This window comes from Streptomyces pinistramenti (genome assembly GCF_020564935.1).
Classification (GTDB): domain Bacteria; phylum Actinomycetota; class Actinomycetes; order Streptomycetales; family Streptomycetaceae; genus Streptomyces; species Streptomyces pinistramenti.
This window is the reverse complement of sequence record NZ_JAJCXB010000016.1, coordinates 25,140-49,413: the sequence shown is the minus strand read 5'-3', so window position 1 is coordinate 49,413 and position 24,274 is coordinate 25,140. Positions and strand designations below refer to the sequence as shown.

The window sequence follows — 24,274 nt, the reverse complement described above, 5'->3', positions numbered from 1 at the left end:
TCGCCGCAGAACGGGCCATGCCGAACGCGGGCCTACCCCCAGGGGCCGTTCTGCCGGTGTCAACGGCCTTGCGGGCAGCGTGGGTTGCCCGGTGTGTCCGGACGCCGGATGGCGGGTGGCGGTGCTGAGGGTGCCGGGCGGATCCGGGCCCGCTTCGGCCCCCGGGGCATTCCTGGAGCAGGTGGAAGGCCCCGGGAGCCCGCTGCGAGGTGGCCGCTCGGGCAGGCCATACTGGTTCCATGGCCTTGATCAACCCCAGCATCCTGTCCGCAGATTTCTCCCGGCTCGCCGAGGAGGCGAAGGCGGTGGAGGGCGCCGACTGGCTCCATGTCGACGTCATGGACAACCACTTCGTGCCGAACCTCACGCTCGGAGTGCCGGTCGTCGAGTCGCTCAGCAAGGCGACGGACACCCCGCTCGACCTGCATCTGATGATCGAGGACCCGGACCGCTGGGCGCCGCAGTACATCGAGGCGGGCGCGGGTTCGGTGACCTTCCACGCGGAGGCGGCGGCGGCGCCGGTGCGGCTGGCGCGGGAGATCAGGGCGCAGGGCGCGCGGGCGTCGATGGCGCTCAAGCCGGCCACGCCGATCGAGCCGTACGAGGATCTGCTGCCCGAGCTGGACATGCTGCTGATCATGACGGTGGAGCCGGGATTCGGCGGCCAGGCGTTCCTGGACATCATGCTGCCGAAGATCCGGCGGACCCGTGAACTGATCTCGCGGCACGGTCTGGAGCTGTGGCTCCAGGTGGACGGCGGGGTCTCGGCCGCGACGATCGAGCGGTGCGCCGAGGCGGGCGCGGACGTGTTCGTGGCGGGCTCCGCGGTCTACGGCGCGGACGACCCGGCCAAGGCCGTCCACGACCTGCGTGAGAAGGCGGCCGCGGCCACGGCGGCGAGCTGGGGCTGCGCCCACTGATCCGGCGGACGGGGCGGCTCCGTCCCGTCCCGCTTCTTTCATCCTTGCCCCGCCCCCGGTTGTGCACGGCGCCACCCGGCGTTCACACCCAGGGGGCGGTCGTGGTCCCCGTCGGCCCCGGGTTTCTGAAAGGATGAGCAAAGACTCGATCAGATGCGCAACAGGGGAGATTTTCGTGGTAGCCAGCCGCCCGCAGTCCGGTATGGGCCCCGCCGAGCTGGTGCAGGCCGCGGCCATGGCCCGCCGCTTCTATCTGGAGAGCAAATCCAAGATCCAGATCGCGGAGGAGTTCGGCGTCAGCCGGTTCAAGGTCGCCCGGGTGCTGGAGACGGCCCTGGAGCGTGATCTCGTACGGATCGAGATCCGGGTGCCGTCCGAGCTGGACGCCGAACGCTCCGACGCGCTGCGGGCCCGCTACGGCCTGCGGCACGCGGTCGTCGTCGAATCGCCCGCCGACGCGTCCGAGGACGCCGCCGACCCGGAGAACCTCGGCGAGGTCGCGGCCGACCTGCTCGGCGAGCTGGTCGCCGAGGGCGATGTGCTGGGCCTGGCCTGGGGCCGGTCGACCATCCACATGGCGGCCGCCCTGCACCGGCTCCCGCCGTGCACCGTCGTCCAGCTGACCGGCGTGTACGACGCGGGCACCGCCGACCGGGGCTCGGTCGAGGCGGTGCGCAGGGCGGCCGACGTCTCGGGCGGCGAGGCGCACCCGATCTACGCGCCGATGCTGCTGCCGGACTCGGCGACCGCCGCCGCGCTGCGCGGCCAGACCGGCATCGCCAGGGCCTTCGAATACTTCGACAAGGTCACCGTCGCCTGCGTCTCCATCGGCTCCTGGGAGCCCGGTGTGTCGACCGTCTACGACATGCTGAGCGAGGACGAGCGCGAGCACTACGCCTCGCTCGGCGCCGCCGCCGAGATGTCCGCGCACCTCTTCGACGCCGAGGGCCGCCGCATCGGGCGCGATCTGGGCGAGCGCTGCATCACGGTCGAGGCGGACCGGCTGCGGCGTATCCCCGAGGTCGTCGCCATCGCGGGCGGGCGGCGCAAGGCGTCGGCGATCGGCGCGGTGCTCCGCTCCGGACTGGTGACGAGCCTGGTCACGGACACCGCGGCGGCCGACCACCTGCTGCTGGAGACCGGCCCCGGGCCGCGCCCCGCCCTGGACCGCGCGGACCCCGACGGGGTGTGACCCCGAGGCCGGGGCGCCGGATCCGGGGTGCACCACGCTGCCGCCACCGGCGCGCAGCGCGGCCGCCGCTGTGACAGCATCGGCGCCATGATGATCCGTTCCGCCCCGCGCACGGCCACCGCCGTCATCGGCGCGCTCCTCGCCGGTCTGCTGCTGGTCCTCACGGGCTGTTCGACGAGCGGGGCGGGCAAGGGGAGTTCGGGCGCGCCGGGCCCTTCCGCCACGGCCGCCGCCACCCGGGCGCCCGGCGGCTCCGGCGTACCGTCCTGGGCGCACGGCATGCCGGCCGTCCAGGCATCAGGACTGCCGCGCCAGGCCCGGGACACGCTCCGGCTCATCGACGCGGGCGGGCCCTTCCCGTACGCCAAGGACGGGACGGTCTTCGGAAATCACGAGCGGCTGCTGCCCCGCCAGAAGCGCGGTTATTACCACGAGTACACGGTCCGCACGCCGGGTTCGCGGGACCGTGGCGCGCGTCGGCTGATCACCGGTGACCGGCACGAGACGTACTACACGAACGATCACTACCGGTCCTTCAAGGCGGTGCTCCGATGACGGGTTCCGTGCCGGCGCCGCTGGTGGCGGTGCTCGACGGCAGCACGCCTCCCGGGGTGCTGTCCTGGCCCGCCGACCGGCCGGTGGCACAGGCGCTGGCTGCCGCTGCCGACGCGGGCTGGAGCGGCGCCGCGCTGGATCTCGAAGGCGCCGCGGACAAGGCGGAGTTCCTGGACCGCTGCGCCCGCGCGCTGCGCTTCCCCGACTGGTTCGGCGGCAACTGGGACGCGCTGGCCGACTGCCTCACCGATCTGTCCTGGTGCCCGGCGGGCCGTGGCCGACTGCTGGTGATCACCGGCTGGCAGTCCTTCGCCGGCGCCGCTCCGGCGGACTGGGGCATGGTCGAGAACATCCTTGCCGACGCGGTGGCGTACTGGCGCGGCACGGACACCGGCCTCGCCGTGATCCTCGCGCGGGGGCGGGCCGGCTGAGCCCGCGGGGCGGGTTGTTTGTCGCATCGCACAGGAGGTCCCCGCGGGTCCTCGGATGATCGCATCACCGCAGGTGGTGACCCGTATCCTGGCGTTATGCGATTCCTGAACCCGAAGAACGGCGCCCTCGAAGAGTGTTCTTCGGTGCCGTACGACCTGACGTACGACGACGTGTTCATGGTGCCCGGCCGCTCGGCCGTGGGCTCCCGGCAGGGCGTGGATCTGTCCGCGCCGGACGGCAGCGGCACCACCATTCCGCTCGTGGTCGCCAACATGACCGCGATTGCCGGCCGCCGGATGGCCGAGACCGTAGCCCGCCGCGGCGGGCTCGTCGTCATCCCGCAGGACATCCCGATCGACGTCGTCACCGAGGTCGTCACCTGGGTCAAGCGCCGGCATCTGGTCCTGGACACGCCGATAGTGCTGTCGCCGATCGCGACCGTCGCCGACGCCCTGTCGCTGCTGCCCAAGCGGGCGCACGGCGCGGGCATCGTCGTCGAGGGCGGCCGGCCGGTCGGTGTGGTCACCGAGCACGACCTGGCGGGGGTGGACCGCTTCACCCAGGTCGCCGAGGTCATGAGCCGGGACCTGCTGGTCCTGGACGCGGACATCGACCCGCGCGAAGCCTTCAACCGCCTGGACGCCGCCAACCGCAAGCTGGCCCCCGCGGTCGACGAGGACGGCATGCTCGTCGGCATCCTGACCCGCAAGGGCGCCCTGCGCGCCACCCTCTACACCCCGGCGACGGACGCCGACGGCAAGCTGCGGATCGCCGCCGCCGTCGGCATCAACGGCGATGTGGCGGGCAAGGCGAAGGCGCTGCTGGCCGCCGGTGTCGACACCCTCGTCGTGGACACCGCGCACGGCCACCAGGAGTCGATGATCAGCGCGGTCAAGGCCGTCCGGGCGCTGGACCCGCAGGTCCCGATCGTGGCCGGCAACATCGTCGCGGCCGAGGGCGTGCGCGACCTCATCGAGGCCGGCGCGGACATCATCAAGGTCGGGGTCGGCCCCGGCGCGATGTGCACCACCCGCATGATGACCGGCGTCGGCCGCCCGCAGTTCTCCGCGGTGCTGGAGTGCGCCGCCGAGGCCAGGAAGTACGGCAAGCACGTCTGGGCCGACGGCGGCGTGCGGCACCCGCGCGACGTGGCCATGGCGCTGGCCGCCGGCGCCTCCAACGTCATGATCGGCTCGTGGTTCGCCGGCACCCTGGAGTCGCCCGGCGACCTCCAGCACACCGCCGACGGCCGTCCGTACAAGGAGAGCTTCGGCATGGCGTCGGCCCGCGCGGTGCGCAACCGCACGAGCGAGGAGTCGGCGTACGACCGGGCCCGCAAGGCGCTGTTCGAGGAGGGCATCTCCACCTCGCGGATGTTCGTCGACCAGGCGCGCCCCGGCGTCGAGGACCTGATCGACTCGATCATCGCGGGTGTCCGCAGCTCCTGCACCTACGCCGGTGCCGCATCGCTGGCGGAGTTCGCGGAGAAGGCCGTGGTCGGGGTGCAGAGCGCCGCGGGCTACGCCGAGGGCAAGCCGCTGCACGACAGCTGGAGCTGACCCACCGCGTCCCGTACGCATCCCCCGGCAGGCCCCGCACCGAATCGCTTCGGTGCGGGGCCTGCCGCATGTGCGGGGGACGGTGACGGCGGGCGCGTCCCGCTGCCCGGAGGGCGGTACGGCGTTCGCCGGCCGTACGATCGGACGGTGGGTGCGCAACGAACGACCGCCCGCCGCTCCGGTGCGCAACGATCGTCCGTGGTTGCGCAAGGAACCTGCATTACGGCAGGTCAGCGACGGCCCGTAAGGTCAAGCGCTGTACGTGGAGTGGCGGGGACCGCCTGCTCGGCGGTCTCCCGCTGCGGGGCGTTTCGGCGCGCCCGCATGCCGACCGCTGCCCGGTCGCCGTCATCCGGACCATCTGACCGGCAGCGATGAAGGAGCCACCCCAGTGTTGGACCACGGCGCAGCCCCACCCGCAGGGGACAGCGACCCAAGGCGGCCCTCCTCCGGGGGTCTCGGCACCCGGCTGATGCGGCGCAAGCCCGTCGAGCGGCTGGTCGCCGAGGGCGGTCAGGGTGAGGGCGGCACGCTCCGCCGCTCGATGGGCATGTGGCAGCTGACCATGATCAGCATCGGCGCCACGCTCGGTACCGGCATCTTCGTGGTCCTCGGCGAGGCCGTCCCCAAGGCGGGGCCCGCCGTCGTCATCTCGTTCGTCATCGCCGGCATCACGGCCCTGTTCTCCGCGCTGTCCTACGCGGAGCTGGCCGGCACCATCCCGGTCTCCGGCTCGTCCTACTCCTACGCGTACGCCACCCTCGGTGAACTGGTCGCCTGGATCTGTGGCTGGTGTCTGATCCTGGAGTACGGCGTCTCGGTCGCGGCCGTCGCGGTCGGCTGGGGCCAGTATCTGAACGAGTTCCTGGCCGGCACGATCGGCCACACCATCCCCGGCGTGCTCTCCCAGCCGCCCGGCCACGGCGGCATCTTCAACCTGCCGGCACTGCTGGTCGTGCTGCTCGCGATGGTCTTCCTGCTGGGCGGCGCCAGGGAGAGCGCCCGCGCCAACACGATCATGGTCGCGGTGAAGATCGTCGCGCTGCTGCTGTTCTGCGGCGTCGCCCTGCAGGGGGTGAAGTCCGGCAACTACAAGGACTTCATGCCGATGGGCATGGCGGGCGTCAGCGCCGCGGGGGCGACGCTGTTCTTCTCGTACATCGGCTTCGACGCGGCGTCCACGGCGGGTGAGGAGGCCAAGAATCCGCAGCGTGACCTGCCGCGCGCGATCATGCTCTCGCTGGTGATCGTCACCACGCTGTACTGCCTGGTCGCCGCGGTCGCGGTGGGCGCCCTGCCCTGGAAGAAGTTCGCCGGATCCGAAGCCGCGCTGGCCGGCATCCTCAAGGACGTCACGGGCCAGGACGTCTGGGCCGTGCTGCTGGCCGCGGGCGCCGTCGTCGCCATCGCCAGCGTCGTGCTCACCGTGCTCTACGGACAGACCCGCATCCTCTTCGCGATGTCTCGGGACGGCCTGGTGCCGAAGGCGTTCTCCAAGGTGCACGCCAAGTCCGGCGCTCCCCGGGTGAACACCGTCATCGTCTCGCTGTTCTGCGGAGTGCTCGCCGCCGCCGTGCCGCTCGGCCAGCTCGCGGACGCCACCAGCATCGGCACCCTCTTCGCCTTCGCGCTGGTCAACGTCGCGGTGATCGTGCTGCGCCGTACCCGGCCCGACATGAAGCGCTCCTTCCGTACGCCGCTCTCGCCGCTCTTCCCGGCGATCGGTTTCCTGCTGTGCGTCTACATGATGGGCAGCCTGGGCACCGTGACCTGGGTGGTCTTCGGCATCTGGATGGCCGTCGGCCTTGTGGTCTACTTCGGATACGGCATGCGCCGGTCCCGATTGGCCACGGCAGAGAAGTGATCCACCCGCAGTGCGACTGAACGACCTCGACGAACGCATCGTCCACGCCCTCGCCGAGGATGCCCGGCGCAGTTACGCCGACATCGGCCAGGAGGTCGGGCTCTCCGCGCCGGCCGTCAAACGCCGGGTGGACCGGCTGCGGGCCGAGGGCGCCATCACGGGGTTCACGGTACGGGTCGATCCGGCGGCGCTGGGCTGGAAGACCGAGGGGTACATCGAGCTGTACTGCAGCCGCAACACCTCGCCCGAGGCGATCCACCGCGGCCTGTCGCGCTACCCGGAAGTGGCGTCCGCCTCCACCGTCACCGGCGAGGCGGACGCCATCGTCCAGGTCTTCGCGGCCGACATGCGCCACTTCGAGCGGGTGCTGGAGCGGATCGCCGGCGAGCCGTTCGTGGAGCGCACCAAATCGGTGCTGGTCCTCTCGCCGCTGCTGCGGCGCTTCAGCTCGGGGTCGCCGGGCTGAACCCCGCAGTTCCCGGCCGCGGCGCCGCGCCTGGGAAGCTGGAGCCCCGCCGATCTCCAGGACAAGGGGTGCGCCGCCCGATGACGCGAGACCCGAACATCGACCTCAACCTGCTGACCGCACTGGACGCTCTGCTCGAAGAGGAGAGCGTCGCCGCGGCCGCCGACCGGATGGGGCTTTCGGGGCCCGCCATGAGCCGCACCCTCGGCCGTATCCGCCGCGCCATCGGCGATCCCGTCCTGGTCCGCGCCGGGCAGCGGATGGTGCCGACGCCGCGTGCCCTGGAGATCCGCGCCGAGGTGCGGCGGCTGGTCGAGGCGGCGCACGGCCTCTTCGCGCCGCCCGCGCCCGCCGATCCGGCGCAGCTGGCCCGGGTCTTCACGATCCACGCGAACGACCTGCTCATCACCACCGTGGCGCCCGGCCTCGTCGCCCGCATCGCCCGTGAGGCGCCGCAGGTGGTGCTGCGTTTCCTCGGCGAGAGCCACGTCGATCTGCCGCTGCTGCGGGACGGCGCCGCCGATCTGGAGCTGGGGGTCATCGACAGCCGCGAACCGGAGATCGTGGCCGAGCCGCTGTTCGTGGACCGCGGCGTCGCCGTCGTGCGCGACGGGCATCCGCTCACCGAGGCCCGCCTCACCGTCCGCCGCTTCGCCGACGCCCCGCACCTCAACTTCTCCCGCCGCGGCCGGCTCACCGGACCGATCGACGCGGCACTCGCCGCCCAGGGACTGCGCCGCCGGGTGATCGCCACCGTCCCGACCTTCGCGGCCGCGCTGCTGATGGTGCGGGACAGCGACGCGGTCGGCCTCTCCACCGCACGGCTCGGCGCCGCGGCGGCCCGCGGCCTCGGCCTGCGCACCCTGGAAATCCCGCTCGGTCTCCCGCCGATGCCGATGGCCATGGCCTGGCATCCGCGGCAGGACGCGGATGCGGGACACCGCTGGCTGCGCGGCCTGGTACGCGAGGTGATGACGGCGGCCGGCGGTGCACCGCCGCAACGAATCGCCGCTGAGCTGCCATAACGCGCAACGAATCGTCCACGGACGCGCAACGGTGCCGCCTTGTCCCCGGTGATCGGCGGCCCGTACCGTCGAGGCGTCCCACCCGAACCGTCCCGCCGAGGGGTCTCATGTCGTCGCTGCGCACCGCCCTGCTCCAGAGTTCGGGCAGGCCGGGCGATACCGCGCACAATCTGCGGATCCTTCAGGACGCCGCGCGGGACGCGGCCGCATCCGGCGTGGGACTGCTCGCCTGTCCCGAGATGTTCCTCACCGGCTACGCCATCGGCGACGGCGTCCACCGGCTCGCCGAGACCGCCGACGGCGCGAGCGCCGCTGCCGTCGCCCGGATCGCCGCCGACCACCGCATCGCGGTCCTCTACGGCTACCCCGAGCTGGACCAGGACCCCGGCGGCGACGCGGTCTACAACTCCGCCCAGCTGATCGGCCCGGACGGCGCCCGGCTCGCGAACTACCGCAAGACGCACCTCTTCGGCTGCTTCGAGCGCGAGTGGTTCACACCCGGTGAACAGCCGGTCGTCCAGGCGGAGTTGAACGGCCTCCGGATCGGCCTGCTGATCTGTTACGACGTGGAGTTCCCCGAGAACGTCCGGGCGCACGCGCTGGCCGGCACCGATCTGCTGCTGGTGCCCACCGCGCAGATGCACCCCTTCCAGTTCGTCGCCGAATCCGTCATTCCGGTGCGCGCCTTCGAGAGCCAGATGTACGTCGCGTACGTCAACCGGGTCGGCGCGGAGGGCGAGTTCGAGTTCGTCGGCCTCAGCGCTCTCGCCGGGCCCGACGGTGTCGTACGCGCCCGCGCGGGCCGCTCCGAGCAGCTGGTGCAGGCCGAGGTGGACGCCGCCTTCCTCACCCGGTCCCGGTCCGACAACCCGTATCTCGCCGACCGCCGCCCTGAGCTCTACGGCTCGCTCGCCTGACGGCTGCCCCGCACCTCACCCCGCACCGGGCGGCGCCCCCTCGGGCCGCCGCCCGCCCCACCTCCCGCCTGCTCTTCGACCTGCCCGCAAGGAGTCCGTACCCGATGACGTCCACGGTGCCCACCGCAGCCCACCACGCGGATGCCCAGCCGCCGATCACCATGTTCGGCCCGGACTTCCCGTACGCCTACGACGACTTCCTCGCGCATCCGGCGGGCCTCGGCCAGGTCCCGGCGACGGAGCACGGCAAGGAGGTCGCGGTCATCGGCGGCGGCCTCTCCGGCATCGTCACTGCCTACGAGCTGATGAAGATGGGCCTCAAACCCGTCGTCTACGAGGCGGACGAGATAGGCGGCCGGCTGCGGACCGTCGGCTTCGAAGGGTGCTCCACCAAGGGTGAAGAAGGGGCCCTGACGGCCGAGATGGGCGCGATGCGCTTCCCGCCGTCCTCCACCGCCCTGCAGCACTACATCGACCTGGTGGGCCTGGAGACCCGGCCGTTCCCCAACCCGCTGGCGCCCGGCACCCCGTCGACCGTCGTCGACCTCAAGGGCGAGTCGCACTACGCCCGCACGGTCGACGACCTCCCCGAGGTCTACCACCAGGTCATGGACGCCTGGAACGCCTGCCTGGAAGAGGGCGCCGACTTCTCCGGCATGAACCGGGCGATCCGCGAGCGGGACGTCCCGCGCATCCGCGAGATCTGGTCCCGCCTGGTCGAGAAGCTCGACAACCAGACCTTCTACGGCTACCTCTGCGACTCCACCGCCTTCCAGTCCTTCCGGCACCGGGAGATCTTCGGCCAGGTCGGCTTCGGCACCGGCGGCTGGGACACCGACTTCCCCAACTCCATCCTGGAGATCCTGCGGGTCGTCTACACCGAGGCCGACGACCACCACCGCGGCATCGTCGGCGGCAGCCAGCAGCTGCCGCTGCGCCTGTGGGAGCGCGAGCCGGGCAAGATCCTGCACTGGGCGCAGGGCACCTCGCTCGCCTCGCTGCACGGCGGCACGCCGCGCCCCGCGGTGACCCGGCTGCACCGCACCGCGGGCAACCGCATCACGGTCACCGACGCCGACGGCGACATCCGCACTTACGAGGCGGCCGTCTTCACCGCGCAGTCCTGGATGCTGCTGTCGAAGATCGCCTGCGACGACGCACTGCTGCCGATCGACCACTGGACGGCGGTGGAGCGCACCCACTACATGGAGTCGTCCAAGCTGTTCGTGCCCGTCGACCGGCCGTTCTGGCTGGACACCGACGAGGAGACCGGCCGGGACGTGATGAGCATGACGCTCACCGACCGGATGACCCGCGGCACCTACCTCCTGGACAACGGACCCGACGCGCCGGCCGTCATCTGCCTCTCCTACACGTGGTGCGACGACAGCCTCAAGTGGCTGCCGCTGAACGCCAACGAGCGGATGGAGGTCATGCTGAAGTCGCTGTCGGAGATCTATCCCAAGGTCGACATCCGGCGGCACATCATCGGCAACCCGGTAACCGTCTCCTGGGAGAACGAGCCGTACTTCATGGGCGCGTTCAAGGCCAACCTGCCCGGCCACTACCGCTACCAGCGGCGCCTGTTCACCCACTTCATGCAGGACCGCCTCCCCGAGGACAAGCGCGGCATCTTCCTCGCGGGCGACGACATCTCCTGGACGGCGGGCTGGGCCGAGGGCGCCGTGCAGACCGCGCTGAACGCGGTGTGGGGCGTGATGCACCACTTCGGCGGCAGCACCGACGCCTCGAACCCGGGCCCCGGCGACGTCTACGACGAGATCGCGCCGGTCGAACTCCCGGAGGACTGATCCCCGGGGGCCGCCCGCGCGGCGGCCCCCGTCGTCCCTACAGTCCGGCCGCCCGCACGCCCGCGTACAGCTCGGCCGCCTGATCGGCGAGTTCGCTGCCGTCGGCGCAGTGCACCTGGAGATCCAGCAGCACCTCGTGCGCACCGGCCCGCCCGGCCTCGGCCAGGTCCTGCACGATCTGGTCGAGGCTGCCGCTGTACGGGCGGCGGCCGGCGGCCGGCAGCGGCGCGCCGGTCGGCTCCACCCCGACCCGCAGACAGACGGCGATCTCCGCCGCGTCCCGGCCCTGCCGCTCGGCCGCCTCCGCCAACTTCCGCCGCTGGACGGCCAGTTGCTCACCGGTCAGATGCGCGGGCAGCCAGCCGTCGGCCCGCCCGGCCACTCGCTCCAGGGCCCGGCCACCGGTCGCCGCCAGATACACCGGGAGGGGCCCTGCGGGTTTGGGCCCGACGTCGGCCGGGGCGATCTCGGCGTAGCGGCCCGCGTACGCCACCGGATTCCGGCCCCAGACCGCGGCGCAGACGTCCAGCAGCTCGTCGAGCTGGGCGCCGCGGTCGGCGAAGTCGGTGACCTTGGCCGCGCGGTACTCGTCCCGCGACCAGCCGGTCCCGAACCCGGCCAGCACCCGGCCGCCGCTCGCCGCATCGAGCGTCGCGAGCGTACGGGCCAGGGGGAACGGCGCGTGCAGCCCGGAGACCAGCACGCTGCTGCCCAGGCGCACCCGCTCGGTGACGGCGGCGGCCAGCGACAGCGTCACCAACGGGTCGGCGCAGGCGTGGTATTGGTCGGGCCAGGGGACACCCGCCGCGCCGTAGAGGCCGTCCAGCGGCGCCCGCGGCATCAGGGTCCGCTCGAAGACCCACACGCTGTCGTACCCGGCCCGCTCTGCGGTGCGCGCCACCTCCAGCACGTCGTGCCCGGGGTGTACTGCGCCATCTGGGGCAGCCCCAGTCCCAGTCGTAGCGTCATAGGCGCACCATACGGCGGCCGCCGACCGAGCGGAACCGGCGCGGCCGTGCGCCGGAGGGACGGTGCACGAAGGCTCAGCCCAACGGGGTCAGCAGGCAGCGGCCCACAAGTCCGACGCTCGCGTCGAGCCGATCGGCGAACTCTTCGGCGAAGTCCGGCAACCGGCGCGCACCCCACAGCATCCGGGCCGCGGCCCAGGCGCCGTCCCTGGCCATCTCCAGGCTCCAGGAACCTGCCAGGTGGGTGAGCGGATCGGCGATGTCCAGGATGTCGGGGCCGGGCATCAGACGTTCCCTGATCCGCTCCTCCAGCCCGGTCAGGACCGTGCCGACCCGGTCGAAGTCCCCTTCCAGGTGAGCCGGTTCGCAGCCCAGGGCATGACAGGTGTCGACCACGGCGAGCGCCAGATCGTGCCCGATGTGGGCGTTGATCCCGGCCAGCGCGAACTGGAGGGGACGCACGCCGGGGTGGCGTCTGAGCTGGAACAGCGGACGCCAGCAGGCCGGGGTGGGCAGCCCCGCGGCGGCCGCGTCCACCGCGGCGAAGTACCGTCGGGCGAACCGCAGATCCAGCTCGCCGGCGGCCGACGGGTCCTGGAAGGCGCCGCTCCCGATCCGCCGGTCCACCTCTTCGGTGACCGCCAGATACACCCCGTTGAAGACGGCCACCCCGTCATCGGCGGGCAGCGCGGCGGCCAGCGCGCGCATCCGCGCCAGGGCCTGTGCCGCGCCGCCGGCCGCGTCGGCGGAGAGCTGCCGCGCGTGCTGCGCCCTGTCCGGCGGGCTTTCGCCGCCGCGCTGCTGAGTAGTCGTCACCGTGCCAGCGTGGCACCTTGCGTGTGAACGCTGCGGAAAGCCGTGTGGCATTGACCGGATCGGGGTAATAACCGGCGCGCCCTCTTGTGGCTTTCGGCCGTTCAGCGAGAGCGCAACGGACCTTTGAGAACCGCATAGTTTCGGCGTCCCGGGAAGCGTTCAGCGGACAACGCGGCGCCGAATTCCGGAGGTTGCAGTATGTCCCGAAGACTCGCCGCCGCACTGACCGCCCTTCTCTTCGGCCTGAGCGCGTTGCTGGCCGCCGCCGCGCCCGCGCAAGCCGTTCCCGCCGACAGACCCCGGATCCTGAAGAGCTGGACGCAGACCACAGCGACCAGCTACACCACCTGGGTGGCGGCCCGCGGTAACCGATCGAAATGGTCTGCGTACCGATTCGACTGGTCCACCGACTACTGCTCCGGTTCACCCGACAATCCCCTGGGTTTCCCCTTCCGGATCTCCTGCGCGCGGCACGACTTCGGCTATCGCAACTACAAGAAGGCGGGCAGCTTCGCGGCGAATAAACCGCGGCTCGACAGCATGCTGTACGCGGATCTCCGGCGCGTCTGCCTGCGCTACTCCGGCGCGAAGAAGACTTCCTGTAATGCACTGGCCTGGACGTACTACCAGGCCGTGAAGAAATTCGGCTGAACGGGACGGCCGGGCGGGGGAATCCGGAATGGGCGGCGGGTCTCTGCCGCCAGGCCCGTCCCCGTCCGTCGCTCCGGCCCACCGCATTCCCCCGGGTTCGGTTTGTCCAGAAGCAATCGGTCGACTATGAATCACCTCGGCTCTGTGACGTGCAGGGCGTCGCAGATGTGGAGTGTGATCATGGCTGGTTTCGGGTGGAAGCTGCACGGAGACGGGCGTCACCTGGAGCCGGGGGAGGTGGTCAAACCCGGCGAACGCCTCACCTGGGGGCGGACGATCGGGCTCGGCGCCCAGCACGTGGTGTCGATGATCGGGGCGTGCTTCGTCGCCCCGGTGCTCATGGGGCTCGACCCCAGCCTCGCCCTCATGGCATCCGGCGTCGCCACCGTGCTGTTCCTGCTGATGACGCGCGGGCGCATCCCCAGCTACCTGGGATCCTCCCTCTCGTTCGTGGGCGTCTCCGCGGTGATCGCGGGGCAAGGGGGCGACGCCGGCACCCTCACCGGCGCGATGCTCGTGGTGGGCGCCTGCCTGGCCGGCTGCGGTATCGCGATCCACGTCCTCGGGGCCCGGGTCATCCACGCGGTGCTGCCGCCCACGGTGACCGGCGCCGTCGTCATGCTCATCGGCTTCAACCTCGCGCCCGTCACCGCGTCCACCTACTGGCCGCAGGACCAGTGGACCGCCCTTGCGACGATGCTCTTCACCGGCCTCGCGCTCGTCGTCCTGCGGGGCTTCTGGTCACGCATCGCGATCTTCCTGGGGCTGGTCTTCGGCTACGCGCTGTCCTGGGTGCTCGACCGCACCGCGGGACAGATCCATTCGGCCAACGGCGCGGGCAAGGTGACCGATCACTGGCGGATCGACTTCTCCGGCGTGGTGAAGGCCGACTGGATCGGCGTGCCCACCTTCCACGCACCGAACTTCTCGGCGTCCGCGATCCTGGTCGCCCTGCCCGTGCTGGTGGCGTTGGTGGCGGAGAACGCCGGGCACGTCAAGGCGGTCGGCGAGATGACCGGTGACCCGCTGGACGACAAGATGGGCATGGCGATCGTCGCCGACGGCACGGCAACGGTCCTCTCGACAGCGGTGGGCGGCCCCGCCACCACGACCTACGCCGAGAACATCGGCGTGATGGCGGCGACCCGCGTCTACTCCACCGCGGCCTACACCGCCGCGGCGGGCTTCGCCGTGCTGTTCGGCCTGTGCCCGAAGTTCGGTGCGGTGGTGGCCGCGATCCCCGGCGGTGTGCTGGGCGGCATCACCGTCATCCTGTACGGGATGATCGGCCTGCTCGGCGCGCAGATCTGGGTGCGCAACAAGGTGGACTTCACCGTGCCGCTGAACCTCATCCCCGCGGCGGCCGGCATCGTCATCGCCATCGGCGGCGTCTCGTTGAAGTTCACCGACACCTTCGAACTCAGCGGCATCGCGCTCGGCACGCTCGTCGTGCTCACCGGCTATCACTCCCTGCGCTGGCTCTCCAGCGCGGCCGGCCGGCCCGGTACGCCGCTCCTCGACGCGGGCACCAGCGATGGCGACGGGTCGGCCGGCCGGGACGACTGAGGCGCGCCACAAGGACTCCGCCGCGGCGGAGGCCGTGAGCCGCTGCCTGTCGCAGGTGTGCGAGCGGCGCTGTCCCGGGCGATAAACATCCTAAGCAGCCGCTTAAGGTAGTTTCGTTCTGTACTACCCGTACTGATCGCACCACCCGTACCAACGGCGGCGTCCGCCGGCGGCGAGCAGCGCCTCGCCGGCCGGTGGCGCTCCGTGCACCCCGCACGGCAGCCGTACCGAGCACTTCAGGAGCACCACCCGTGAGCGTCGAACCCCGCCAGGCCGCAAGCCCCGTCCCCTACGGGCAACTGGTCCCCGTCACCGTCCACTTCGACGACCTCGACGCGCTCGGCATGCTCCACAACTCCCGCTTCCCGCTGCTGTCCGAGCGCGCCTGGGCCGCGTACTGGGGCGGCCACGGCTTCACCTTCGACGGCGACTGGTCGGCCGCAGGCGACATGTGCAACGTCATCAAGGAGATGCAGATCTCCTACGAGCGCCCCGTCGCCCGCGCCGGCCGCTACGCCGCACACCTCTGGGTCGAACGCATCGGCCGCACCGGTCTGACCTACGGCTTCCGGATCTGCTCCGCCGACGGCGCCGAGACCTACGCACGGGGCCACCGCGTCCTGGTCCGCGTCGACCCGCAGGCGCTGCGCCCCACCCCCTGGTCGGACCGCGCCCGGACGATCGCCTCCGGGCTGCTGCGGAGCCCGGAGGCCGACGTGGCGGACGTCGCGGCCTGACGAACGGTGGGCGCCGGCCGCGGCCGGCGCCCGCTCAGGCCCGCTCCGGTTCGCCCGTGGCCGCCGCCTCCGCACCGCCCGCCGTCGTCGTGCGGCTCGGCAGCCGCAGCACCCGCGCCCCGGCGATCAGGCCCGCCGCCAACACCGTGACCAGCACGAATGACGCCGTCAGCGAGGTCGCCTGGGCGATGCCGCCGATCGTGGAGGGCGCGATGAGGCCCGACGCGTAGGTGATCGTCGCGACACCGGCGATGGCCTGGCTGGGGGCGGGGCCGCTGCGTCCGGCCGCCGCGAAGGCCAGCGGGACCACCAGAGCGATGCCGAGCCCGATCATCGCGAACCCGGCCAGCGCCATCACCGGCTGCCGTGCCGCGACGACCAGCAGGCCGCCCGCGGTGGCCAGGGCGCCGCCGGCCCGCACGGTGCGTACCGCGCCGAACCGTGCCACCACCTTGTCGCCCGCCAGCCGCGCCGCCGCCATCGTGCAGGCGAAGGCGGTCGTGGACGCGGCGGCCAGGCCCGCGTCGGTGCGCAGCACGTCGCGCAGGTAGACCGCCGACCAGTCCAGGCTCGCGCCCTCGGCGAACATCGCGCAGAACCCGACGGCGCCGATGACCAGCGCCGACTTCGGCGGCAGCGTGAAGCGCGGCGGCGGGTGCTCGTCCGGGGTGCTGCGCAGATCCAGCACGCCGCCGCAGGCGACCGTGCCGAGTACGGTCAGGACCAGCGCGGCGCCGCCCAGATGCAGCCGGGCGTCCATCCCAGCGTGCGTAGCCACCGTGCCGGCCGCCGAACCGAGCAGCGCGCCCACGCTCCACATCCCGTGCAGCCCCGACATGATCGGCCGCCCCAGCCGCTCCTCGGTCTCCACCCCCAGGGCGTTCATCGCGACGTCCGCCATGCCGGCGCTGGCGCCGTAGACCAGCAGCGCGCAGCACAGCGTGAACAGGCCGGGGGAGAGGGCGGGCAGGATCAGCGCCAGGGTCCACAGGGCCAGCAGTCCGCGCAGCGCGGTACGGGCTCCGAGCCGGTGGCTGATCCGCCCGGCGAGCGGCATCGCCAGGGATGCGCCGATAGCCGGGAAGGCCAGGGCGAGGCCGAGTTGGCCGGCGCTGATGCCGGCGTGGTCCTGGATCCACGGGACGCGGGTGGCGAAGTTGCCGGTCACCGCGCCGTGGACGAGGAAGACCAGGGCGACGGACCAGCGCGCGCGGCGCAGGGCGGTCTCCGGGGCGTGGGCCGAGGGGTGCGGGGGCGGATGCGGGGTCGCGTCGGAGACGCCGGGGCCGGGCATGCGCGTAAATTATCAGGAACCCTGCCTGTTAATAAGGGGGCAGCCTTCTGCAAGGATCCCGCCATGCACGCACCGCGCACGGTGGCCACCGGCCGTACCGCGTCCCCGAGCACCGCCCGGCGGATCAACGACCGGATCGCCCTGCAACTCCTGCAATCCGAAGGCCCGTTGACGGCAAGCCGGCTCAAGTCGCTGACCGGCCTGTCCCGCCCGACCGTCGCCGACCTCGTCGAACGCCTCCAGGAAGCGGGCCTGATCGCGGTCGTCGGTGAGAGCGGCGTCGAGCGGCGCGGCCCCAACGCCCGGCTCTACGGCATCGTCGCCGACCGCGCCCACCTCGTCGGCCTCGACCTGCGGACCCACCGCGCCACCGTCGCGGTCGCCGACCTGCTCGGCCGCACCCGCGCCGAACGCACCGTCCGCATCAGCCCCGGCACCCCGGAGAAACGGGCCGTGGCGGCCACCCGCAAGGCCCTGGACGCCGCGCTGCGGACGGCCGGCGCGCCCGGCCCGCACACCCTCGCCGTCGGCGCCCCCGGCCTCGTCGACCCGGCGACGGGACGGCTCGGCGGCACGGACCGGCTGCCCGCCTGGCATGCCGGCCTGATCGCGGCGCTCCGCGCCCGCGCCGCGCCGGTCCTGCTGGAGAACGAGGTCAACCTTGCCGCCATCGCCGAGCAGCGCGACGGCGCGGCCCGCGACCGGGACACCTTCGTGCTGCTCTGGCTGGGCCACGGCACGGGCGCGGCGGTCATCCTGGACGGCAGGCTGCGCCGCGGCGCCTCCGGGGGCGCCGGCGAAATCGGCTTCCTGCCCGTCCCCGGCACCGCGGCCCTGCCCTCCGCGCACGGCTGCGACGGCGGCTTCCACTCGCTCGCGGGGTCGGCGGCGATCGTCCGGCTGGCGGCGGAGCACGGCATCACGGCGGACGGCGCGGGACGGAACGGCGACGCATCCCCGGACGACGGCGCGCCACCCGCCGAGGCGCTCGTACGGGCCGCCCTCGCGGATCCGGCGGGCGGCGTCTTCCTCGACGTGCTCGCCGCGCACATCGCCCTGGGCGCTGCGGCGGTCAGCGCCGTGCTCGACCCCGGCTGCGTGGTGCTCGGCGGCGAGATCGGCCGGGCCGGCGGCACGGAACTCGCCGACCGGGTCGGCGCGCAGCTCGCCCGGCTGTCACCGCTGGCCACCGAGGTACGGGCGGGCACGGCCGGCGGCCGCGGCGTGCTGCGCGGCGCGGTACTCGCGGCGATGGACGCCGCGCAGGAGGAGCTGTTCGCGTGCGGCGGCTGACCGCGCGGGCGGCCCGTGCGAACCCGCCCGCGCGGCGCGCAACGGTTTCCGGCCTGCCTTGACGCGACCCGCGCCGCGGTCAGCCGTCGCTCTGCGACCCGTCGCTCTCCGCCCACTCCGAACCGGAGTCCTCCGGCAGGTGCTGATCGCTGGTCTTCCGCGTCTCGCCCTGCCTCTCCTCCTCGGACCTGCCGTCCTCCAGGTTCCTGCCGTGGAAGACCCATCCCCGCGCGGCGGCCTGCTGCTGCACCTGCGCGAACGCCGGGCCGGTCAGCCACTCCGGCGCCTGCCACCGGAACATCTCGTTGTGGGTGCCGGATGCCGCCACCTGGTAGCCGTACCGCTTCCCGATGTGCGCGTTGGCCGCCTCGAACGCCATCTGGCAGGCTCCGCAGGCCAGCTTGACGCCGCCCATCGCCACGATCTCGAACTTCCCCTCACCGCGCGGCCAGTGGTTCCCCTCCTTCTCCCAGTGCGCGATCTGCCTCCCGAGCAGCGTCATCTCGCCGTGCACCGAGCCGTCCTTCTTACAGGTCGACGGGCCGCCGTCCCAGGTCAGTTTCTTGTCCCGCATCGCCTTCGTGGTGCGCGCGAGGTTCGCGTCGCCGGAGTGCACCTGGCCGTACTGCCCGGTGACCGCCGCCCGGAGCTTGAGCTGGTCCTTGCGCCGGCGTGGGTCGTCCGAGAGCGGCTGACGGGGATCCATCGCCGATTCCAGATGACCGAGTGCCTCTTGCTGCCGCGCCTCGGACAGTTTCTTGTTGCCCGAGTTGGACGAGAACATCATCCCGTCGCCGGGGACGTCGCTGACCGCCACGTGCGGCGTTCTCCGGCCGACCGGCACATGCGCGGTGCGCGCCATCCGGTCCTTCATGCGGAGGTCGGCGGAGCGGGTGCCCTCCGTGCTCGGGCGGACCTGCTTGTACCGGGGCTGCTTCCCGGAATCCTCCTGGTCGGCGGCCCGCTGCACGCTCGGCCCGTCGGCGGAGCGCTGCACCGCGGGCTCCTCCTGGGGGTGCCCGCACCCGGCCCCGTGCACGTGGCGTTCCTGTTCCATCGCCCGGACCACGGCGGCGTTGCCCGCGCTGCGCTGGAGCGCCAGCAGCGCCGACGCGGCCGTCCCGGCCGGGCCCGAGCCGCGTTCCTGACGCTGCGGGAGCGGCTGTCGCCGCTCGCCCGCAGGGGCCCGTTCCGGCTCGTGTGTGTGCATCAGTGGCCCTTTCGCATTGCCGCCAAGATGCCGCACGGTGCCACGCCCGGCCTTCGGCCCGGAAGGTACGGAAGGGCAATCCGGCGGGCAGCGAACGGTGCCCGCCTGCCTCATCCGTACGGGCCGCGCCCCGCCACCGGTCCCGGCCACCCGCCGCCGGCTCGGCGAGCGGACGTCGTGGCCGTCGCCGAGCAGCCGGTCGACCACGGCCCGCCCGAGCGTGCCCGTGCCGCCGGTCACCAGAATTGTCGCCATCGCGGATCAGCCCTTGAGGTCGGAGGGCGCTCCCCGTTATGACGGCTCAGCCGCTACGCCTGTGACATTCGACGCACCCGCGTCCTGTGAGGCAGCCCACAGGCTTCGCCCGCATGGCCGACGATCAACCGTGGCAGACTGGCCCTGTACTGAAATGAGCAGCAGCGCACTCCGGGGTCGGTGTAATTCCGAACCGGCGGTAACAGTCCGCGACCCGTCCGCAGCCAGCGGCCGGTTGAGCAGGTGAAATTCCTGCACCGACGGTGAAAGTCCGGATGGGAGGCAGTGCGCGGCGGGCGAGCTTCGGTATACCGCCGTCGGCGGCACACCCGGTGCGTCATTCCGGGTGAGCCCTCCTTTTGCGGCCGGTGTGCCATGGCTTGTTTCCGCTTCTGTCGTCCAGACAGCCCCGGAGTCCGTGCCCGAAGAGGCAGGAGGACCCGGTGGCCACCTCAGACCCCGCCGAGACCGCGGCGATGCGCCGTGCCATCGAGCTCGCCGCGCGCGGCCTCGGGCACACCAGCCCCAACCCCGTCGTCGGCTGCGTCGTCCTGGACGCCGAAGGCCGCACCGCGGGCGAGGGCTGGCACCGGCGGGCCGGCGGCCCGCATGCCGAGATCCATGCACTGCGCGCGGCGGGCGAACGCGCCAGAGGCGGCACCGCACTGGTCACCCTGGAGCCCTGCAACCACTCCGGCCGCACCGGCCCCTGCGCCCAGGCGCTGATCGACGCCGGTGTCGCCCGCGTCGTCTACGCCGTATCCGACCCCAACCCGACCGCGACCGGCGGCGCCGCCGCCCTCGCCGAAGCCGGCATCGACGTCGAGGGCGGACTGCTCGCCGACGAGGCCGCGGCCGTCAACGAAGCCTGGCTGACGTCCGTACTGCGCGGCCGCCCCTTCGTCCTGTGGAAGTACGCCGCCACCCTCGACGGCCGGATCGCCGCAGCGGACGGCACCAGCCGCTGGATCTCCTCGCCCGAGTCCCGCGCCGATGTGCACCGGCTGCGCGCCCGCGCCGACGCCGTCATCGTCGGCTCGGGAACCGCCCGCGCGGACGATCCCCAACTCGGCGCCAGGGTCAGCGGGTTGACGGATGACGAGGTCAGCCAGCCGTTGCGGGTCGTCGTCGACTCCGGTGCCTCGGCCGTCAAGCCCGGCGCCCGGGTCCTGGACGGCACCGCGCCGACCCTCATCGCGGTCGCCGATGACGCCGTCACCGCCCACCTCGAAGGGCTCGCCCCGCTCGTCCGGCTGCCGCGCGCCGCCGGGGGCCGCGGGCTGCACATCCCCGCGCTGCTCCAGGCGCTCCACGAGCGCGACGTGCGTTCCGTGCTCCTGGAAGGCGGCCCCACCCTCGCCGGTGCCTTCCTCGCCGCCCGCGCTGTCGACAAGGTCGTCGGCTATCTCGCGCCGGTGCTGCTCGGCGCGGGCCCCGCCGCCGTCGGCGACGCCGGAATCACCACCATCGGGCAGGCGTTGCGACTCGATGTGACCGAGACCGCGCGGCTCGGACCCGACCTGCGCATCACCGCCACTCCCACCCGTCACACGCTCCACGAGGAGAACTGAAGTGTTCACCGGAATCGTCGAAGAACTGGGTGAGGTCACCGCCGTCGAGCACCTCGGCGACGCCTCCCGCTTCCGCCTGCGCGGCCCGATCGTCACCGACGGCGCCCGGCACGGCGACTCCATCGCCGTCAACGGCGTCTGTCTGACGGTCGTGGACACCGCCGACGGTGAGTTCACCGCCGACGTGATGGCCGAGACCCTGGGCCGCTCCAGCCTCGGAGCGCTGACCGTCGGCTCGCGGGTCAACCTCGAACGCCCCATGACGCTCGGCGGCCGGCTCGGCGGACACCTCGTCCAGGGCCACGTCGACGGCACCGGCACCATCACCGCGCGCACCCCCGGTGAACACTGGGAGATCGTCACGATCGTGCTGCCGGCCGGGCTCGCCCGCTACGTCGTCGAGAAGGGCTCGATCACCGTCGACGGCGTCAGCCTCACCGTCGTCGACGCCGCCGACGACCACTTCACCGTCAGCCTCATCCCCACCACCCTCGCCCTGACCACCCTCGGCATCAAGCAGGCCGGCGACCCCGTCAACCTGGAGGTCGACGTCCTCGCCAAGTACGTCGAGCGGCTGCTCGGCGCCGGCGGCAAGGACTCTGAGGGAGTCGTCCGGTGAGCGCGCTGACCTGGCTGAACGGTGAGGCGTTCACGGCCTTCGGACAGCACGTCATCTGGTCCGACATGATCGGCAACACCATCGGGCTCGCCGCCCTGGCCCTCGGCTGGCGCCGCTCGATATGGACCTGGCCCGCCCAGTTCCTGTCCGGCCTCATCCTCGTCGCCGCCTACGCGTCCGCCCACCTCAGCGGCGGAGTCGGCAAGCAGTTGCTGGTCATCGGCGTGGCACTGTGGGGCTGGCGGGCCTGGCAGCGCGGCCGCAGGCAGGCCCAGGACGGCTCCATCGCCGTCCGCTTCGCCACCTGGCGCGAGCGCGGGCTGCTGATCGGCGGCACCGCGCTCGGCACCGCCGCCGTCGGCGGACTCTTCGCACTCGTCCCGCAGCTGTCCTGGAACCCCTGGCCGGACGCCTACATCTTTGTCGGCACGCTCGCCGCGATGGTCGCCCAGGCGCGCGGCCTGGTGGAGTTCTGGTTCGCCTGGCTGCTGGTCGACCTCGTCGGCGTCCCGCTCGCCTTCAGCAGCGGGCTCGCCTTCTCCGGATTCGTCTACGTCATCTATCTCGCGCTCGTCGCGTGGGGCATGCGCGACTGGTGGCTGCGCTCGCGGACGAGCGCCGCCACCGTCTTGGAAGGAGCAGCGGCATGACCGCACTGCAGAGCTGGTACGAGCCCGCCGACGAAGCGGATCTGACGCTGGACCCGGTCGAGCGGGCCATCGCCGACATCGCGGCCGGCCGCCCCGTCGTGGTCGTCGACGACGAGGACCGCGAGAACGAGGGCGACCTGGTCGTCGCCGCGGAGAAGGCCACCCCCGAGATCGTCGCCTTCATGATGAGCGAATGCCGCGGCCTGATCTGCGCCCCCATGGAGGGCGCCGACCTGGACCGGCTCGCGCTCCCGCAGATGGTCGAGCACAACACCGAATCGATGCGGACCGCGTTCACCGTCTCCGTCGACGCGACCCCGGAACACGGCGTCAGCACCGGCATCTCCGCCGCCGACCGCGCCACCACCCTGCGGATGCTCGCCTCCGGCGGCTGCGCGGCCGGCGACTTCGTGCGCCCGGGGCACATCTTCCCGCTGCGTGCCAGGCCCGGTGGCGTCCTGGTCCGCAACGGCCACACCGAGGCCGGGGTCGACCTCGCCCGGCTCGCCGGACTGCGCCCGGCCGCCGCCATCGTCGAGATCGCCGGTGAGGACGGCACCATGCTGCGGCTGCCGGAACTGGTGCCGTTCGCCCGCAAGCACGGCCTCGCCATCATCTCCATCAAGGAGCTCATCGCCTACCGCCGGACGTCCGCCCCCACCGTCCGCCGGGAGGCCGAGACCCTGCTGCCCACCGCGCACGGCGAGTTCACCGCGTACGGCTACCGCTCCACCGTCGATGGCGTCGAGCACATCGCACTGGTCGCAGGCGACATCGGCGACGGCGACGACGTCCTGGTCCGGGTCCACTCCGAGTGCCTGACCGGCGACATCTTCCACTCGCTGCGCTGCGACTGCGGCCCCCAGCTGGAGGCGTCGCTGGAGCGGATCACCGCGGCCGGCCGCGGCGTGGTCATCTACCTGCGCGGCCACGAGGGACGCGGCATCGGCCTGCTCTCCAAGCTGCGTGCCTACGCGCTCCAGGAACAGGGCCACGACACCCTGGACGCCAACCTCGAACTGGGCCTGCCCGCCGACTCCCGCGACTACGCGGCCGGCGCCCAGATGCTCCAGGACCTCGGCGTCCGCTCGGTCCGGTTGATGACCAACAACCCCGACAAGACCGCCGCCCTCATCCGGGACGGCCTCAAGGTCAGCGGCCGCGAGCCGATGCCCGTCCAGGCGGGCGAGCACAACCTCCGCTACCTGCGCACCAAGCGGGACCGGATGGGCCACGACCTGCCGTGGCTGGACGCCGAACGCACCAGCGGCTGCGACAACCAGTAGCCGCAGGCCGCGGCCCCCACCGACCGTCAGCACGCACAGCACCATCACCCGTACGAGGAGAATTGTGAGCGGCAAGGGCGCACCCGAACTGACCGTGAAGAACTGCGGAGACCTGCGGGTCGCCGTGATCGCGGCGCAATGGCACGAGCAGATCATGGACGGCCTGGTGGAAGGCGCCCTGCGCGCCCTGGCCGAGCTGGGCATCGACGAGCCGACGCTGCTGCGGGTGCCAGGCGCCTTCGAGCTGCCCGTCGTCGCCAAGGTCCTGGCCGGCCGCGGCTACGACGCGGTGGTGGCGCTCGGCGTCGTCATCAAGGGCGGCACCCCGCACTTCGACTACGTCTGCCAGGGCGTCACCCAGGGCCTGACCCAGGTCGCGGTCGACACCGGCGTCCCGGTCGGCTTCGGCGTCCTGACCTGCGACACCGAGCAGCAGGCCCTGGACCGCGCGGGCATCGAGGGCTCCACCGAGGACAAGGGCCACGAAGCGGTCACCGCGGCGGTCGCCACCGCCGCCACCCTGCGCACCGTGTCCGAACCCTGGCGCTGACCGCCCGCCCGTCGCCCGCCACCACCCTTCAGCGGTGGCGCTGCGCCCCCGCCCGTCGCCCGCCACC

General features: G+C 72.5%; 23 protein-coding genes, 1 pseudogene and 1 riboswitch. Of the genes and pseudogenes, 19 read left to right on the top strand and 5 right to left on the bottom strand.

From position 1 onward, the window contains the following. Positions 1-239 precede the first annotated feature (239 nt). The 10 genes from rpe to LIU39_RS13870 all read left to right on the top strand — a co-directional run bounded on the left by rpe (position 240) and on the right by LIU39_RS13870 (position 10,741). Positions 240-920: a ribulose-phosphate 3-epimerase gene (rpe, locus tag LIU39_RS13915; RefSeq protein WP_227047009.1), complete on the top strand. Its 681-nt coding sequence runs from the start codon at positions 240-242 to the stop codon at positions 918-920. A gap of 202 nt (positions 921-1,122) precedes the next feature. Then, complete coding sequence (locus LIU39_RS13910; RefSeq protein WP_227047082.1) at positions 1,123-2,112, top strand: sugar-binding transcriptional regulator; 990 nt, start codon at positions 1,123-1,125, stop codon at positions 2,110-2,112. Between the two features lie 87 nt (positions 2,113-2,199). After that, on the top strand, positions 2,200-2,667 hold the full coding sequence (locus tag LIU39_RS13905; RefSeq protein ID WP_227047008.1) for a guanyl-specific ribonuclease: 468 nt from the start codon (positions 2,200-2,202) through the stop codon (positions 2,665-2,667). Continuing rightward, a complete protein-coding gene (locus LIU39_RS13900; protein WP_227047007.1) occupies positions 2,664-3,098 on the top strand; it encodes a barstar family protein in 435 nt (144 codons plus the stop codon). Before LIU39_RS13905 ends, LIU39_RS13900 begins: the two co-directional genes overlap by 4 nt. 96 nt (positions 3,099-3,194) lie before the next feature. Continuing rightward, positions 3,195-4,658 carry a GuaB1 family IMP dehydrogenase-related protein gene (locus LIU39_RS13895; protein ID WP_227047006.1) on the top strand — a complete coding sequence of 488 codons (1,464 nt, stop codon included), beginning with the start codon at positions 3,195-3,197 and terminating at the stop codon, positions 4,656-4,658. Positions 4,659-5,049: 391 nt separating this feature from the next. Next, on the top strand, positions 5,050-6,522 hold the full coding sequence (locus LIU39_RS13890; RefSeq protein ID WP_227047005.1) for an amino acid permease: 1,473 nt from the start codon (positions 5,050-5,052) through the stop codon (positions 6,520-6,522). Between the two features lie 10 nt (positions 6,523-6,532). Then, a complete protein-coding gene (locus LIU39_RS13885; RefSeq protein WP_227047004.1) occupies positions 6,533-6,988 on the top strand; it encodes an Lrp/AsnC family transcriptional regulator in 456 nt (151 codons plus the stop codon). Between the two features lie 80 nt (positions 6,989-7,068). Then, positions 7,069-8,013 (top strand): LysR family transcriptional regulator, encoded by a 945-nt coding sequence (locus LIU39_RS13880; protein ID WP_227047003.1) that lies wholly within the window; start codon positions 7,069-7,071, stop codon positions 8,011-8,013. Positions 8,014-8,120: 107 nt separating this feature from the next. Then, the gene (locus LIU39_RS13875; protein ID WP_227047002.1) at positions 8,121-8,930 is read left to right on the top strand and encodes a carbon-nitrogen hydrolase family protein; all 810 of its coding nucleotides are present in this window, start codon (positions 8,121-8,123) and stop codon (positions 8,928-8,930) included. A 104-nt stretch (positions 8,931-9,034) separates the two neighbouring features. Beyond that, positions 9,035-10,741 (top strand): flavin monoamine oxidase family protein, encoded by a 1,707-nt coding sequence (locus LIU39_RS13870; RefSeq protein ID WP_227047001.1) that lies wholly within the window; start codon positions 9,035-9,037, stop codon positions 10,739-10,741. Positions 10,742-10,778: 37 nt separating this feature from the next. Here LIU39_RS13870 and LIU39_RS13865 read toward each other — a convergent pair whose 3' ends face one another. Both LIU39_RS13865 and LIU39_RS13860 read right to left on the bottom strand, forming a co-directional pair. Next, positions 10,779-11,642, bottom strand: coding sequence for a TIGR03619 family F420-dependent LLM class oxidoreductase (locus LIU39_RS13865; RefSeq protein WP_308409380.1), 864 nt, complete (start codon positions 11,640-11,642; stop codon positions 10,779-10,781). Positions 11,643-11,784: 142 nt separating this feature from the next. Next, on the bottom strand, positions 11,785-12,426 hold the full coding sequence (locus LIU39_RS13860) for a DUF5995 family protein (protein ID WP_264482758.1): 642 nt from the start codon (positions 12,424-12,426) through the stop codon (positions 11,785-11,787). A 297-nt stretch (positions 12,427-12,723) separates the two neighbouring features. On the opposite strand from LIU39_RS13860, the gene LIU39_RS13855 reads away from it, so the two are divergent. The 3 genes from LIU39_RS13855 to LIU39_RS13845 all read left to right on the top strand — a co-directional run bounded on the left by LIU39_RS13855 (position 12,724) and on the right by LIU39_RS13845 (position 15,479). Then, positions 12,724-13,176, top strand: coding sequence for a phospholipase (locus LIU39_RS13855; protein WP_227047000.1), 453 nt, complete (start codon positions 12,724-12,726; stop codon positions 13,174-13,176). Positions 13,177-13,356: 180 nt separating this feature from the next. Further along, the gene (locus LIU39_RS13850) at positions 13,357-14,742 is read left to right on the top strand and encodes a uracil-xanthine permease family protein (RefSeq protein ID WP_227046999.1); all 1,386 of its coding nucleotides are present in this window, start codon (positions 13,357-13,359) and stop codon (positions 14,740-14,742) included. Positions 14,743-14,993: 251 nt separating this feature from the next. Beyond that, the gene (locus LIU39_RS13845) at positions 14,994-15,479 is read left to right on the top strand and encodes an acyl-CoA thioesterase (RefSeq protein ID WP_227046998.1); all 486 of its coding nucleotides are present in this window, start codon (positions 14,994-14,996) and stop codon (positions 15,477-15,479) included. 34 nt (positions 15,480-15,513) lie between these two features. On the opposite strand, the gene LIU39_RS13840 is transcribed toward LIU39_RS13845, so the two are convergent. Then, positions 15,514-16,773, bottom strand: coding sequence for an MFS transporter (locus LIU39_RS13840; protein ID WP_227046997.1), 1,260 nt, complete (start codon positions 16,771-16,773; stop codon positions 15,514-15,516). 63 nt (positions 16,774-16,836) lie between these two features. On the opposite strand from LIU39_RS13840, the gene LIU39_RS13835 reads away from it, so the two are divergent. Continuing rightward, the gene (locus tag LIU39_RS13835; RefSeq protein ID WP_227046996.1) at positions 16,837-18,066 is read left to right on the top strand and encodes an ROK family transcriptional regulator; all 1,230 of its coding nucleotides are present in this window, start codon (positions 16,837-16,839) and stop codon (positions 18,064-18,066) included. 79 nt (positions 18,067-18,145) lie between these two features. Here LIU39_RS13835 and LIU39_RS13830 read toward each other — a convergent pair whose 3' ends face one another. Together LIU39_RS13830 and LIU39_RS13825 are read right to left on the bottom strand one after the other, a co-directional pair. Then, positions 18,146-19,276, bottom strand: coding sequence for a hypothetical protein (locus LIU39_RS13830; protein ID WP_227047080.1), 1,131 nt, complete (start codon positions 19,274-19,276; stop codon positions 18,146-18,148). 150 nt (positions 19,277-19,426) lie between these two features. After that, positions 19,427-19,531: pseudogene (locus LIU39_RS13825) on the bottom strand (NAD-dependent epimerase/dehydratase family protein); the annotation flags it as partial. Between the two features lie 162 nt (positions 19,532-19,693). Further along, positions 19,694-19,824: riboswitch (FMN riboswitch) on the top strand. A gap of 150 nt (positions 19,825-19,974) precedes the next feature. Between LIU39_RS13825 and ribD the strand changes: the two are divergent. From ribD to ribH, 5 genes are all read left to right on the top strand, one after another. Next, positions 19,975-21,102 carry a bifunctional diaminohydroxyphosphoribosylaminopyrimidine deaminase/5-amino-6-(5-phosphoribosylamino)uracil reductase RibD gene (gene ribD / locus LIU39_RS13820; protein ID WP_227046995.1) on the top strand — a complete coding sequence of 376 codons (1,128 nt, stop codon included), beginning with the start codon at positions 19,975-19,977 and terminating at the stop codon, positions 21,100-21,102. A 1-nt stretch (position 21,103) separates the two neighbouring features. Next, positions 21,104-21,721 carry a riboflavin synthase gene (locus LIU39_RS13815; RefSeq protein WP_227046994.1) on the top strand — a complete coding sequence of 206 codons (618 nt, stop codon included), beginning with the start codon at positions 21,104-21,106 and terminating at the stop codon, positions 21,719-21,721. Then, a complete protein-coding gene (locus tag LIU39_RS13810; RefSeq protein WP_227046993.1) occupies positions 21,718-22,371 on the top strand; it encodes a nicotinamide mononucleotide transporter family protein in 654 nt (217 codons plus the stop codon). Before LIU39_RS13815 ends, LIU39_RS13810 begins: the two co-directional genes overlap by 4 nt. Beyond that, a complete protein-coding gene (locus tag LIU39_RS13805) occupies positions 22,368-23,657 on the top strand; it encodes a bifunctional 3,4-dihydroxy-2-butanone-4-phosphate synthase/GTP cyclohydrolase II (RefSeq protein ID WP_227046992.1) in 1,290 nt (429 codons plus the stop codon). The genes LIU39_RS13810 and LIU39_RS13805 overlap by 4 nt, the downstream gene beginning before the upstream one ends. A gap of 64 nt (positions 23,658-23,721) precedes the next feature. Further along, positions 23,722-24,207 carry a 6,7-dimethyl-8-ribityllumazine synthase gene (gene ribH, locus LIU39_RS13800; RefSeq protein ID WP_227046991.1) on the top strand — a complete coding sequence of 162 codons (486 nt, stop codon included), beginning with the start codon at positions 23,722-23,724 and terminating at the stop codon, positions 24,205-24,207. The last annotated feature ends 67 nt before the right edge of the window (positions 24,208-24,274 follow it).

What these genes read in the sequence shown, in the direction of transcription:
- LIU39_RS13905 (WP_227047008.1), top strand. Translation starts at nt 2,200, where the DNA reads ATGATGATCCGTTCCGCCCCGCGCACGGCCACCGCCGTCATCGGCGCG.
- LIU39_RS13910 (WP_227047082.1), top strand. Translation starts at nt 1,123, where the DNA reads ATGGGCCCCGCCGAGCTGGTGCAGGCCGCGGCCATGGCCCGCCGCTTC.
- rpe (WP_227047009.1), top strand. Translation starts at nt 240, where the DNA reads ATGGCCTTGATCAACCCCAGCATCCTGTCCGCAGATTTCTCCCGGCTC.
- LIU39_RS13830 (WP_227047080.1), bottom strand. Translation starts at nt 19,276, where the DNA reads ATGCACACACACGAGCCGGAACGGGCCCCTGCGGGCGAGCGGCGACAG.
- LIU39_RS13895 (WP_227047006.1), top strand. Translation starts at nt 3,195, where the DNA reads ATGCGATTCCTGAACCCGAAGAACGGCGCCCTCGAAGAGTGTTCTTCG.
- LIU39_RS13805 (WP_227046992.1), top strand. Translation starts at nt 22,368, where the DNA reads ATGACCGCACTGCAGAGCTGGTACGAGCCCGCCGACGAAGCGGATCTG.
- LIU39_RS13880 (WP_227047003.1), top strand. Translation starts at nt 7,069, where the DNA reads ATGACGCGAGACCCGAACATCGACCTCAACCTGCTGACCGCACTGGAC.
- LIU39_RS13875 (WP_227047002.1), top strand. Translation starts at nt 8,121, where the DNA reads ATGTCGTCGCTGCGCACCGCCCTGCTCCAGAGTTCGGGCAGGCCGGGC.
- LIU39_RS13835 (WP_227046996.1), top strand. Translation starts at nt 16,837, where the DNA reads ATGCACGCACCGCGCACGGTGGCCACCGGCCGTACCGCGTCCCCGAGC.
- LIU39_RS13855 (WP_227047000.1), top strand. Translation starts at nt 12,724, where the DNA reads ATGTCCCGAAGACTCGCCGCCGCACTGACCGCCCTTCTCTTCGGCCTG.
- LIU39_RS13900 (WP_227047007.1), top strand. Translation starts at nt 2,664, where the DNA reads ATGACGGGTTCCGTGCCGGCGCCGCTGGTGGCGGTGCTCGACGGCAGC.
- LIU39_RS13840 (WP_227046997.1), bottom strand. Translation starts at nt 16,773, where the DNA reads ATGCCCGGCCCCGGCGTCTCCGACGCGACCCCGCATCCGCCCCCGCAC.
- LIU39_RS13850 (WP_227046999.1), top strand. Translation starts at nt 13,357, where the DNA reads ATGGCTGGTTTCGGGTGGAAGCTGCACGGAGACGGGCGTCACCTGGAG.
- LIU39_RS13870 (WP_227047001.1), top strand. Translation starts at nt 9,035, where the DNA reads ATGACGTCCACGGTGCCCACCGCAGCCCACCACGCGGATGCCCAGCCG.